This window comes from Arcticibacterium sp. GJ41-1 (genome assembly GCF_055808875.1).
This window is the reverse complement of the sequence record NZ_CM147888.1, coordinates 4,383,917-4,395,967: the sequence shown is the minus strand read 5'-3', so window position 1 is coordinate 4,395,967 and position 12,051 is coordinate 4,383,917. Positions and strand designations below refer to the sequence as shown.

At 35.6% G+C, this 12,051-nt stretch carries 11 protein-coding genes; 2 read left to right on the top strand and 9 right to left on the bottom strand.

What is annotated here, in order from left to right; all coding sequences use genetic code 11:
- Nucleotides 1-4: 4 nt before the first annotated feature.
- Nucleotides 5-916, bottom strand: coding sequence for a hypothetical protein (locus AC0L6O_RS18085; protein ID WP_473304333.1), 912 nt, complete (start codon nucleotides 914-916; stop codon nucleotides 5-7).
- A 165-nt stretch (nucleotides 917-1,081) separates the two neighbouring features.
- Here AC0L6O_RS18085 and AC0L6O_RS18080 point away from each other — a divergent pair, with 165 nt between their 5' ends.
- Together AC0L6O_RS18080 and AC0L6O_RS18075 are read left to right on the top strand one after the other, a co-directional pair.
- Nucleotides 1,082-1,747, top strand: a complete 666-nt coding sequence (locus tag AC0L6O_RS18080) for an FKBP-type peptidyl-prolyl cis-trans isomerase (RefSeq protein WP_473304331.1) — start codon at nucleotides 1,082-1,084, stop codon at nucleotides 1,745-1,747.
- A gap of 43 nt (nucleotides 1,748-1,790) precedes the next feature.
- A complete protein-coding gene (locus AC0L6O_RS18075) occupies nucleotides 1,791-3,848 on the top strand; it encodes a carboxy terminal-processing peptidase (RefSeq protein ID WP_473304329.1) in 2,058 nt (685 codons plus the stop codon).
- 53 nt (nucleotides 3,849-3,901) lie between these two features.
- On the opposite strand, the gene lon is transcribed toward AC0L6O_RS18075, so the two are convergent.
- From lon to AC0L6O_RS18035, 8 genes are all read right to left on the bottom strand, one after another.
- Nucleotides 3,902-6,379 carry an endopeptidase La gene (lon, locus tag AC0L6O_RS18070; RefSeq protein WP_473304327.1) on the bottom strand — a complete coding sequence of 826 codons (2,478 nt, stop codon included), beginning with the start codon at nucleotides 6,377-6,379 and terminating at the stop codon, nucleotides 3,902-3,904.
- Nucleotides 6,380-6,518: 139 nt separating this feature from the next.
- Nucleotides 6,519-7,277, bottom strand: a complete 759-nt coding sequence (gene hisF, locus AC0L6O_RS18065) for an imidazole glycerol phosphate synthase subunit HisF (protein ID WP_473304326.1) — start codon at nucleotides 7,275-7,277, stop codon at nucleotides 6,519-6,521.
- Between the two features lie 9 nt (nucleotides 7,278-7,286).
- Nucleotides 7,287-7,730, bottom strand: coding sequence for a GNAT family N-acetyltransferase (locus tag AC0L6O_RS18060; RefSeq protein WP_473304324.1), 444 nt, complete (start codon nucleotides 7,728-7,730; stop codon nucleotides 7,287-7,289).
- Complete coding sequence (gene hisA, locus AC0L6O_RS18055) at nucleotides 7,717-8,457, bottom strand: 1-(5-phosphoribosyl)-5-[(5-phosphoribosylamino)methylideneamino]imidazole-4-carboxamide isomerase (RefSeq protein ID WP_473304323.1); 741 nt, start codon at nucleotides 8,455-8,457, stop codon at nucleotides 7,717-7,719. The genes AC0L6O_RS18060 and hisA overlap by 14 nt, the downstream gene beginning before the upstream one ends.
- Nucleotides 8,458-8,464: 7 nt before the next feature.
- Nucleotides 8,465-9,055, bottom strand: coding sequence for an imidazole glycerol phosphate synthase subunit HisH (gene hisH / locus AC0L6O_RS18050; protein ID WP_473304322.1), 591 nt, complete (start codon nucleotides 9,053-9,055; stop codon nucleotides 8,465-8,467).
- Nucleotides 9,056-9,469: 414 nt separating this feature from the next.
- A complete protein-coding gene (locus AC0L6O_RS18045; RefSeq protein WP_473304320.1) occupies nucleotides 9,470-10,024 on the bottom strand; it encodes a LytR/AlgR family response regulator transcription factor in 555 nt (184 codons plus the stop codon).
- 116 nt (nucleotides 10,025-10,140) lie between these two features.
- The gene (locus AC0L6O_RS18040; RefSeq protein ID WP_473304319.1) at nucleotides 10,141-10,890 is read right to left on the bottom strand and encodes a LytR/AlgR family response regulator transcription factor; all 750 of its coding nucleotides are present in this window, start codon (nucleotides 10,888-10,890) and stop codon (nucleotides 10,141-10,143) included.
- A complete protein-coding gene (locus tag AC0L6O_RS18035; RefSeq protein WP_473304318.1) occupies nucleotides 10,890-12,050 on the bottom strand; it encodes a sensor histidine kinase in 1,161 nt (386 codons plus the stop codon). Before AC0L6O_RS18035 ends, AC0L6O_RS18040 begins: the two co-directional genes overlap by 1 nt.
- Nucleotide 12,051: the final 1 nt, after the last annotated feature.

Genomic DNA, 12,051 nt, shown 5'->3' with positions numbered 1-12,051 from the left:
GGTGCTATAAATTCTCAAGAGCACCATGAAATTTTCTTGAAACGCCTATTGGATTTGTACACTTGGCCACATGAACCAAGTAACCAGCAGCATTCCCTTCTGCTTTGTATAATGCTTGAGCATTGACAAAATGATTTTTGCTAAGTTCAATGAATTGACCATACTCATTTACTTCCTTAATAACATCTGCAGCCGAAATATCAAGGCTCTTATTTACTGTTCCTAAAATGTTTTGATAAACAAATTCAGATTTGTATTTATCAATATTAACAGAAATTAGCTGATTTGGCACGATACTAACTTTATCATTTGAGCCTGAAAAAACTAAAACAGGAAATGGATTACTGTTTGACACAGCTGCAGAATAATTCTGTATTCTCTGATTTGCTGTTTCTGCTTTATCTTCAAATCTCTTTCTTAAAATCCCTTCTTTGATAAAAGCTAAGAAAATTCCAATGAAAGTAGCTCCTGCTGTGAACTGTAAAAGGAAGATAGGTAAGTTAAAATTTGTTAAACCTGTTTGGTTTCCAAAGACCATAACCATAAGCCCTAAAAAGAAAGAACGCATGGCATAAAGAGAAATTTCTTTCATTACAGTCCAACTAGAATTTTCAAAATAGCTCTTAAACAGACTTGGGAGTACGAAATCGGAGATAATTAAGCCAATAAATCCAGAAACAGCTGATAAGGCTATCAGGATAGTTTTGTTTTGGTTAGAATAGTTATTGATGCCAAATGGCTCCAGAAAGAGGTATAGGCCATATATAAGACATGCAACTATTCCTGCGTTAATTAAACTCTTATAATTAAGAACGTTTGATTGAAGAGGATTTTTACTTTGAGATATGATTCGGTTAATGGTATTACTTACAAATTGTATAACCTGTACCGGAAAACTTAGAATTAACTTTAGCATAAATATGTGATTGATTAGTAAGTAATTTTCAAAAACTATACCAACTACGTAAAATGGGAGGTAAAAGTATTTTTAGTAGAGCGTAATTTTTTAGGTAATTATTGTGTTAATTAGAAGGGAATCGCATAGATTCAAAAAAATAAAATAAACCAAGTTAAAAGTAAAATGAGTAAACGTCTTTCATTTATTATAACAGCCATACTTCTTTTTAATATAACCATTTCTAAAGGCCAAGGAATTTTAAATACAGAATTAGATTCTTTGAGCTATGCGATAGGAGTAAATGTAGGGGAGAGCTTAAAAGCTCAAAACCTTCAGCCTAATACAGAGGTATTGATAAAAGCAATTAGAGATATTTTAGGAGACCAAGCATTATTGATTTCGTCGGCTAATTCTGGCATGTTTATTCAGAATTACTTTCAAAAAGCTGCTGCAAAGGTTGGGAATGCAAACCTAGCTGCTGGTAATGCTTTTCTAGAAAAAAATAAAACCCGCGAAGGCGTAATGACTACAGGCAGTGGTTTACAATATGAAATTTTAACAGCAGGTACGGGAGAAAAACCTTTAAGTACACAAAAAGTGAAAGTGCATTATCATGGAACGCTTATTGACGGTACAGTCTTTGATAGTTCCGTAGAGCGAGGTTCACCAAGCACTTTTGGTGTAACTCAAGTAATCAAAGGATGGGTTGAAGGTCTTCAATTGATGCCAGTTGGCTCAAAATGGAAGTTTTACATTCCTGCTGATTTGGCTTACGGGCCTAGAGGACAAGGAAAAATAGGGCCAAATTCAGCCCTTATTTTTGAAGTAGAATTGATAGAAATACTATAAATAAGAAAGTCCATGCTTCTTATTCAACCAGATAAATAATAATATGAAAAGAATACTTATAGTTTGTACAGTTATGTTCTTCAGCGGTTTTGGCTTTGCCCAAAATAACTCTGGGAAGTACAGTTACGACGACTTAAAACCTTCTGAAACACAGCACAGAGTGGAGCAGTTTGTTACTCAATTTTTGAATAATTACCATTATCAAAAATTTAGGGTAGATGATGAACTCTCAACTAAAGTGTTCAATAATATGATTGAGAGCATTGATGGTGGTCATTCATATTTTACCAAATCTGATGTTGATGAGTTTGAAAAATATAGGTACTTGATTGACGACGCTTTGTTGTCAGGAGACCTAGATATTCCTTTTGAAATTTTTAATAAGTATAGGAAAGTTTACAAAAAGCGTTTTGACTACGTCATGAACTTTCTTGACCAACCTTTAGATTTCACTTCAAATGAAATGTATAGCGTGGATGATGAAGAAAAAGATTGGGCTTATACTGAAGAGGAGTTAGATAGAGAATGGGATAAGATTATCACAAGTCAAGCTTTAAGTCTAAAATTAAGCGGAAGCTCTGATAGTGCTATAGTTAGTACATTGAAAAGACGTTTTGATAGGTATGAGTCTAGAGTGGCAAAATGGCATTCGGAAGATATCTTCCAGACTTATATGAACGCTTTTACAAGGGCTATAGACCCTCATACGAGTTATATGATTCCTAGTACGGCGGCACAGTTTAATATTGATATGAGTCAGTCTTTAGAGGGAATAGGAGCAAGGCTTCAAAATAACGATGACCATGTGATGATAATGGATATCATTCCTGGTGGGCCATTGTTTAAAACACAACTTGCTAATAAGGAAGATTATATACTGGCAGTGGCACAAGGGGATGACGGCGACTTTCAAGACATTGTGGGATGGCTTACTGATGATGCTGTGAATCTTATTAGAGGGAAAAAAGGAACCGTAGTTAGGCTTCTTCTAAAAGCAAAAGAGGCTCCAATAAATTCTGAGCCAAGAGAGGTAAGAATTGTTCGTGATAAAATTAAACTGGAAGAGGCAGTAGCGTCGGCAGAAATTCTAGAAATGAAAGAAGGTGATAAAGTTTATAAAATTGGACTTATCGATATCCCAATGTTTTATAGAGATTTTGATGGAGCTAGAAAAGGAGTCGATTTTCAAAGTACTACCAGAGATGTAGATGTGTTTTTGAAAGATTTCAATACCAAAGGTTTGGACGGAGTCATTATTGATTTAAGAAATAATGGCGGAGGTTCTCTTACTGAAGCTATCAATTTAACAGGTCTTTTTATTCCGAATGGCCCGGTGGTGCAGCGTAGAACAGGTAAGGGTAGAATAGATGTGGAAGAAGATAATGATACTTCTGTGTCTTATGCAGGTCCTCTTTTAGTTTTGCAAAACAGACATTCGGCTTCCGCATCAGAAATTTTTGCTGGAGCTATTCAAGACTATAACAGAGGTTTAATAGTAGGTGAGCAGTCATTTGGGAAAGGGACAGTACAGCAGTTGGTTAATCTTGATCAGTTTTTACTTTCGCCAAGAGTGGCTTCTAGAAAGGGAGCAGCCTCTAAAGGCATGGAAGAGGAGGAGAGGTATGGTCAGTTAAAGCTTACTACCGAGAAGTTTTATAGAATTACAGGAAACAGCACCCAAAACAAAGGTGTGGTTCCAGATATAGCTTTACCTACGCCTTGGGATTCTGAAGAAAGTGGTGAAAGTAGCATGGAGAGTGCATTGCCTTATGACCAAATTTCTAGCTCAAACTTTACAAAGCAGAATGTAATTACTAATGAGGTGTTAGCTAACATTATGGATAAGTATAATGAGCGATTGACCACTGACGAGCAAATGAAAGTGCTTTTGAAAGACATTGAAATCTACAAGAAACAACGCGAGGTAAAAGAATATTCTCTCAACTATGAGATAAGGTTAAAAGAGAAAAACGATAACGAAGAAGTTATTTCTACTATTAAGAAGTTAAGAAAAACTAAAGAAGGAGATGATAGAGAAGAAGACGTCTATTTGATGGAAGCTCAGAAAATCCTTAAAGACTTAATAGCTTATCAAGAGTAAGCTAATCTAAAAAATAGGCAAAAAAAAGACTTCCATTTGGAAGTCTTTTTTTGTTATGCGTTATTCTGTTGAGGTTTAGGAAATACAAAAGTAATTGGATTTTCTACCTTGGTTTTAAGTAGAGCTACTTCGAGCACCTCTGGAACCAAGTCTACGTAATGAAATTTCAAACCTTTAGTGTACTCTTCACCTATTTCTTCCACATCCTTCTGGTTTTTATAACAAAGGATAATTTCCTTAATATTGGCTCTTTTAGCAGCCAGTATTTTCTCTTTAATACCACCTACCGGTAAAACTTTACCTCTCAAGGTAATCTCACCAGTCATAGCCAAGTTGTTCTTTATTTTACGTTGCGTAAAAATTGAAGCCATGGATGTTAGCATGGTGATACCAGCCGAAGGACCATCTTTTGGTACAGCACCTTGAGGTACGTGAATATGAAGGTCGTAATTCTGGAAGGTTCTATAATCAATATTAAGACTCTCAGAGTTAGATTTAAGGTAAGATAATGCTGTCATGGCAGATTCCTTCATTACATCACCTAACTGACCAGAGAGGGTCAATACGCCCTTGCCACGGCTCAAATTAGATTCTATGAAGAGAATGTCTCCACCCACTGGGGTCCAAGCTAAGCCAGTCACTACACCAGCCATTTCATTGCCCTCATAAAGGTCTTTGTCAAAAATTGGCTGTCCTAGTAGTCTTTCAATATCTTCCGCCTTTAGAGAGGAGTTGTACTCCTCCTCCATAGCTATTGATTTGGCTATTTTCCTTACAACAGTTCCCACTTTTTGTTCCAAAGCTCTTACTCCAGACTCTCTAGTGTAGCCTTCTACCAATTTGGTCAAAGCGTCTTTACTAAGTTTTAAGTCTTTAGCACTCATTCCGTGCTCCTTAAGCTGCTTTGGAAGTAAATGTCTTTTAGCTATCTCTACTTTTTCAGCTACAGTGTATCCTGTAAGCTCAATAATCTCCATTCTGTCTCTAAGAGCAGACTGAATACTGTCTAGTGAGTTAGCAGTAGCTATGAAAAGAACCTTAGAAAGGTCGTAATCAACCTCAAGGTAATTATCTTTAAAAGCACTGTTTTGTTCAGGATCCAAAACCTCTAATAATGCACTGGAAGGGTCACCTCTTTGGTCTCTAGATATTTTGTCAATTTCATCTAAAACAAATACCGGATTTGATTTCTTCGCCTTGTTAAGGTTTTGAATAATTTTTCCAGGCATAGCCCCAATATAGGTTTTTCTATGACCTCTAATTTCAGATTCGTCATGTACGCCACCTAAGGCCATCCTTACGTATTCTCTTCCTAAAGCTTTCGCAATAGATTTTCCTAAAGATGTTTTACCAACACCTGGAGGGCCGTAAAAACAAAGAATAGGAGCCTTCATGTCTTTCCTTAGCTTTAATACAGCTAAGTATTCTATAATACGCTCTTTAACTTTTGTTAAACCGTAATGGTCGTCATCAAGAATTTTTTTAGCCCTTTTTAAATTGAAGCTATCATCACTTGAATCATTCCAAGGCAGGTCTGAAAGTAATTCTGCATAACTCACAGCCACACCATATTCTGGAGCCATAGAGTTTAAGCGTTGAATCTTATTGAGTTCTTTATTAAAATGCTCATTTACGTCTGACGGCCACTTTTTCTTGGCACCCTTCATACGTAGTTTCTCTATTTCTTGGTCAGGAGACTCTGAGCCTAATTCCTCTTGAAGTACTTTTATTTGCTGACGCAAATAGTATTCACGCTGCTGCTGGTCAATATCCGAACTAGCTTTTGACTGAATATCTTTCTTTATCTCTAAAACTTCAACCTCTTTCAGCATGTGCTCCAGAAGCTTATGGGCTTGCTCTCCGCCATCATAAGTTTCTAGAAGTAACTGTTTCTCAGCTATGCCAATATTAAGGTTTGAAGAAAGGAAATGCGTCAAAAATATAGGAGACTCAATGTTATTGATTGCCAACTGGGCATCTCTCGGTATTTCAGGGTTTAGGTTTAATATATTGGCCGCGGTGTCTTTTAGCGTCGATATTAAAGCTTTTGTTTCCTTTTTCTTTGCATTAGGAAATGAGTCGGTAATGTATTCTACAGCAGCTGTTAAATACGGATTTGTCTTTAAGATGTTAGTAATCTTAAACCTTCTTCTCCCTTGTACTATAATAGTTACGTTCCCATCAGGAAGCACTATCATTTTCAAAATATTACCTACCGTTCCTATTTTATATAAGTCGTCTTCTTTAGGTTCATCTTTGGTTTGTTTTACCTGAGAAATAATACCTAAAGTTCTATCGCCACGATATGCCTTTTTTACTAGCCTAATAGCTTTGGTACGCGTTACTGTAACAGGAATTACTATTCCTGGAAAAAGTACGGTATTTCTTAAAGGCAAAAGCGGTAAGCTCTCTGGAAGGTTTTCATCATTTTCCATAACCTCATCAGGTGAGGCTATTTCAATCATTTCCACGTTTTCCAAATTTGTACTGGGATTTGCAAATTTTTCCAGTAGTTCAAAATCTTTATTCATCTAAATAGTATAGTCTTATCGTGGTATGCCAGTCTGTCATGTTGAATGTACAAAACCCACTTGATATATCAAATCTCTTATTATAAGTCTAAAACGACAAGCTTAATGCCAAGTCAAGGGTATCGGCTATTTTGTCATATTATAACCTCATTGATACACCTTTGTCTTTTAAAAATGTCTTTAAATCAGGAATTCCAATCTCTTTAAAATGGAATATTGAAGCGGCCAATCCGGCATCGGCATAGCCTGTGGTAAAAACATCAAAAAAGTGTTCCATGTTCCCAGCTCCGCCAGAAGCAATAATAGGAATGCCCGCGTTTCTTGAGATGGTAGATGTCAGTTCTAAAGCAAAACCATCTTTGGTGCCATCTGCATCCATAGAGGTTAAAAGTATTTCTCCAGCTCCTCTTTCTTCCACTTCTTTTGCCCAAGAAATGGTTTCTTTATCTGTAGGTGTTCTGCCACCTCGGGTATGAACTACATGCTTTTTACCTTCTACATGCCTAGTGTCAATAGCCACTACAATGCATTGGCTACCAAACTCTTGAGCAAGTTCAGTTATCAACTCAGGATTTTTGACGGCAGAAGAGTTTATAGAAATTTTATCTGCACCTGCGTTTAATAAAGCAGAAACGTCTGCCACAGAGCTAATTCCTCCACCAACAGTAAAAGGTATATTTATGGTGTGAGCCACTTTATTAACTAATTCTAGCAAGGTCTTTCTACCATCCACTGTTGCCGTAATATCAAGGAAGACTAGTTCATCAGCTCCGCTTTTAGCATACAAATCTGCTAATTCTACGGCATCACCTGCGTCTCTTAAGTTTACGAAATTTGTTCCTTTTACAGTTCTACCTTCTTTTATGTCTAGGCAGGGAATAATTCTTTTGGTCAGCATATGCTAGTTTTATTTTTTGTAAACCTCCTTATTCACTATTTCCATGAATAAGTTCGGGTTTTCTAATTTTTCCCATCCCGTTTTGTTGTAAAGATTATGGGCATCTCTTGTTGCTAACAGCCATCTTCTTAAACCTTTCAACGTTGGAATTTCTTTGAGATTGCTAATCATCCATTCGGCATAACCATGCCCTCTTTGGTCTTCAGTAATAAATACGTCAGCTAGGTATGCGAAGGATGCATGGTCTGTGATTAATCTGCAGAAACCTATTTGCTGCTCATTTCTGTATAAGCCTAAACTTAATGAGTTCTCAATTCCTTTGACCACGGTTTCTTTTGGAATTCCTTCGGACCAATAACTTTGACTTAGAAATGAATGTATTAAATCAATATTTAAAAGGCTCTTATCAGAGCTTAATAACAAGTCATCAAGTCTTATCTCAAACTTTTCCATGATTACGGAGAATAAAAGCTTTTATCTGTGCCAATGATATCTTGTTCTCATAAATAGCTTTGCCCACTATTACACCGTGTAGGTTTTGAGTTGCTAGTTTTTCAATATCACTCATTTCAGAAACACCACCGCTAGCAATAATGTTTATTTCAGGAAATTGCTTCTTTAGTTTGGCATATAATTGATAAGAAGGACCTTCTAAAAGGCCATCTTTATCCACATCGGTGCTAATAATATATTTGACACCTTCCGCCACGTACTTTTCAACAAACTGGTAGATATCTTCTTTTGAATCTTCTTCCCAGCCGCTTATTGCTATTTTTTCATTTTTAGCATCAGCACCAAGAATAATTTTATCACCTCCAAAATCACTCAGCCATGACATGAATTTTTCTGCATTTTTGACAGCTATACTTCCACCGGTAACTTGTTTGGCACCAAAGTCAAAAACCTTTCTTAAGTCTTCGTCAGATTGAACTCCTCCACCAAAATCAATGGTAAGCCCAGTTTGTGTTGCAATTCTTTCAAGAACTTTATAATTGACAACTTTCTTTGCTTTTGCTCCATCTAAATCAACCAAATGCAGGCGTGTAATACCACTATCTTCAAACTCCTTAGCTACTTCTTCTGGTCTTTCGTTGTATATTTTTTTTGTGCCGTAATCTCCTTTAGTTAATCTAACGCATTTACCGTCTATTACATCAATGGCAGGAATAATTTGAAACATTCTAATCTTACTTTTTTAAAAAATTACGGAAAATTTGCTCGCCTACGTCGCCACTGATTTCAGAGTGAAACTGACAAGCATAAAAATTGTCTTTTTGCAAAATGGCTGAATAAGGTACTATATAGTCGGTTTTTGCTACAGTATCTTTACATATAGGGGCATAGAAAGAGTGATTATAGTAGACATACTGATTTTCATCAATACCTTTAAGTAAGTCTGATTTATAATCGTAAATATTATTCCAACCAGTTTGAGGGATTTTATGATGCTCCTTTTTAGGGAACTTTATAATATCTACATCAAAAACTCCTAAACAATCAGCATCGCCTTCTTCAGAATGATTGCACAGCAATTGCATGCCTATGCAGGTAGCCAAAAAAGGTTGTTTGAGTGTTGGGATGAGTTTATCCAGCCCATTTTCTCTTAAACTCCTCATGGCAGTGGAGGCTTCTCCCACACCAGGGAATATGATTTTTTCGGCAGAAGATAGCTCTTCAGGGTCGTCTGTTAATTTATAGGAAACGCCAATTCGGTCAAGTGCATACATGACGGACATGACATTACCTGCGTTATATTTTATGATGTTTACTTCTGACATATTTTTCTCTGTGAGGTTCAAAATTAGATTAAACTAATTTAATAGAAAACAGGATGTTAAGCCATGGTGATATTGTCCTACGAAAACTTGAAAAAACAAAATAAAACCCGACAAGTTGTCGGGCCTATTTGTTCGCTAAATTTGTCAGGAAAAAAATCTTATATAATCGGATAGTTATATTCTTGTATTTTCCAACGAAATTAATCGATTCAAATGGCAATCGCAATCTTCTTGGTAAATTTTGAGTTTGACTTTTACGTATATGTATTGAGTGTTTTCCTTGTTAATACCTGTTTTTTAGTGCGTAACACCGTTTAATAAGATTTTGGGCAAAAAAATAAAGTACTGAATGATACAGTACTTTATTATTCGTAACCCAAAAAGTAAAAATTATTATCTTATTTCTGTTCAGCTTTATGCTGTTTTCATTCTTGTTTTCATCCTAATTGTAGAGCCTACATTTTGTCCATTAGCGGTTAAGAATTTTCGATAGCTCTTTCTAAAGTCTGCCGCTTTTCTTCTTGATATTTCAATTACCTCATCTTTAAGATAAATTTCACCACCACGGCAGTTAAAGCGAAGATCCTTCACATGGTCAAAGTTTACCATGAATGATCTATGAGGCCTTACAAAGTTTACAACATCCTCGAGTTCTTCTTCGAAAATTCTTAGTGTTTTACTACTGATGACATTCTTTCCGTTTTTAAGTTTAAAAACGGTATAATTTTTTGCACTCTGCAAATAAATTACATCATTTAAGTTGATGATTTTTTTGTTTCCAGCCACTCTTAACTCCATATCTCCTAAAGAAGATAATGTAGCCCCCTCTAGTGTGAACATTCTTTGCGAATCAATTTGTTCTGGGTGATAATTCTTTATTTGTAATAATTTGCTCATAATAGCAGCTTTTTCCTGTTCTGTTGTTGAAGTGCGTGTTCCTTCTTGGTGGAGAAGAATAACTAACGGCAACGTTCCCGAAGATTTCGCAGCTAAACAAGTTAGACTCTATAACTGGTAGTAAATTAAATATAAGTGGAGGGTTTAATTTTCTTTTTTTGATATAAGTGGAGAATAAGGTAATTATTTTAAGAGTTTAGCCAACTTAAAAAGTCTGGTTTTTTTCTGCGAGAAACAGGTATTTCGGTTCCTGATTCGGTAACTACGTAGCCACCTTCTCCTTTTACATACTTTTTGATATATTCCTTATTTACCAGATAAGAGTGGTGGGTTCTAAAGAAGTTATAATCGTTAAGAAGTTCTTCAAAATATTTGATGCTTCTTGAAACTAAAATGGTTTTGCCATTAAGAAGAGTTACAATGGTATAATCTTGAGAAGCTTCGCAGTGGACTATTTGACCCACTTGTACCATTTCAAGGCCATTCATAACCGGTAGGGGTATCTTATTGGTAGAGTCTTTTGGCGACTTTATGTTTTTAAGTAAGTTTTGAATTTGATGGTCACTTGATTTTGAGCTTAATCGTTCAATAGCTTTCTTAACAGCTTGCTGTAGTTCGCTTATATTGATTGGCTTTAAAAGGTAGTCTAAGGCACTAAACTTTATGGCAGTAATGGCGTATTGGTCAAAGCCTGTGGTGAAGATTACTTCAAAATCAATTTTGTTAAACTGCTCAAGCATATCAAAACCCGATTGATGAGGCATTTCAATGTCTAAAAAAACTATTTGAGGTTTAGTCTTAATTATGAGATTAAAGCCTTCTTGAGCAGAATTAGCTGTTCCAAGTATTTTTAAATCGTCATCTAAGAAGTTTTCTATGATAGTTTTTATAGTATCAATACTTCTTATTTCGTCGTCAATAAGTACGCAAGTGTTCATTATTCCATGTTTTTTGGGAATTTTATTATCACCACAGTACCAACATCCTCTGACTCATTCTCTAAAAGAACGTTGTTTATCGAAAATTGAATATTACTATTATTTAACTTGTTATAGGTTTTCAATCTTTCTTCGGTGATTTTTAATCCTTGTGATTTGTAGCCTTTAATGGATTTAACCTGAATTCCTTTTGACTTAATCCTACCAACTCCGTCATCTTTTACAGTACAGGTAATAAAATTGGCATCGTCAGTAAAGCTGATTTCTAAAAAGCCTTTGTTTTTTTTATAACGTAAACCATGATTGATGGAGTTCTCGATAAAAGGTTGAAGTACCATAGTAGGTATCTCTATCATCTTGTCCACGTTTGGGTCAATGTTAATTTGATAATCAAATTTATTTTCAAACCGTAAGTTCTCCATTTCTACATAGAGTTGGAGAAGCGTTATTTCTTCATCAATAGAGATATACTTGTTTCTAGATGAGTCAAGAAACATCCGTATTAAATGAGCAAATTTTGTTAGGTAGTCATTGGCTTTGAATGTGTCCTGAGACATCACATAGCTTTGGATAGAGTTCAAAGCGTTAAAGATGAAATGCGGGTTCATCTGTAATTGAAGTGTTCTCAATTCCAGGTCAACAATTTTCTTTTGTTGCTCTTTTTCTTCTTCCTCTTGGCTCTTTAAGAATTTTTCTCTTCCGTATAATAAGGTGAAAAGGCAGACAAAACCTAAAGCCCAAAACCACCAGGTACGGTACCAAGGCCTATTAATGATTAGTGTGAAGGCTGTTTTCGTTACTTTGGTTTTACTTTCCACATCCATGAATTGAAACTCATAGGTTCCAGCTGGAAGGTTATAAATATTGATTTCGGGAGAGTTTACGGCGTTCCAAATAGAGTATTTAGAGCTAGCCACATCGGGATTGAAAAGCCTGTAACGACAGGTATTTGGGAAAGTGAATTTATTACCAACAAATACTTTTAAGTTATTGTGATAATAGTCGGTTTGAAAAATAGAATCCATGGGTATTTCACGACCAGAGATTTCTACTTTTTCTATAAAAACACCAGACCCCCTAATTTGTGTATTCTCTTGAGCCATTGAAAAGGTCAATAAGCCAAAGAAAAAAAATATCAAATTAGAGAGTCTGTATTTCATA

Excerpts from the sequence above, each read along its gene's own strand:
- AC0L6O_RS18085 (WP_473304333.1), bottom strand. The coding sequence starts at position 916 with ATGCTAAAGTTAATTCTAAGTTTTCCGGTACAGGTTATACAATTTGTA.
- hisH (WP_473304322.1), bottom strand. The coding sequence starts at position 9,055 with ATGTCAGAAGTAAACATCATAAAATATAACGCAGGTAATGTCATGTCC.
- hisF (WP_473304326.1), bottom strand. The coding sequence starts at position 7,277 with ATGCTGACCAAAAGAATTATTCCCTGCCTAGACATAAAAGAAGGTAGA.
- AC0L6O_RS18080 (WP_473304331.1), top strand. The coding sequence starts at position 1,082 with ATGAGTAAACGTCTTTCATTTATTATAACAGCCATACTTCTTTTTAAT.
- lon (WP_473304327.1), bottom strand. The coding sequence starts at position 6,379 with ATGAATAAAGATTTTGAACTACTGGAAAAATTTGCAAATCCCAGTACA.
- hisA (WP_473304323.1), bottom strand. The coding sequence starts at position 8,457 with ATGTTTCAAATTATTCCTGCCATTGATGTAATAGACGGTAAATGCGTT.
- AC0L6O_RS18035 (WP_473304318.1), bottom strand. The coding sequence starts at position 12,050 with ATGAAATACAGACTCTCTAATTTGATATTTTTTTTCTTTGGCTTATTG.
- AC0L6O_RS18075 (WP_473304329.1), top strand. The coding sequence starts at position 1,791 with ATGAAAAGAATACTTATAGTTTGTACAGTTATGTTCTTCAGCGGTTTT.
- AC0L6O_RS18060 (WP_473304324.1), bottom strand. The coding sequence starts at position 7,730 with ATGGAAAAGTTTGAGATAAGACTTGATGACTTGTTATTAAGCTCTGAT.
- AC0L6O_RS18040 (WP_473304319.1), bottom strand. The coding sequence starts at position 10,890 with ATGAACACTTGCGTACTTATTGACGACGAAATAAGAAGTATTGATACT.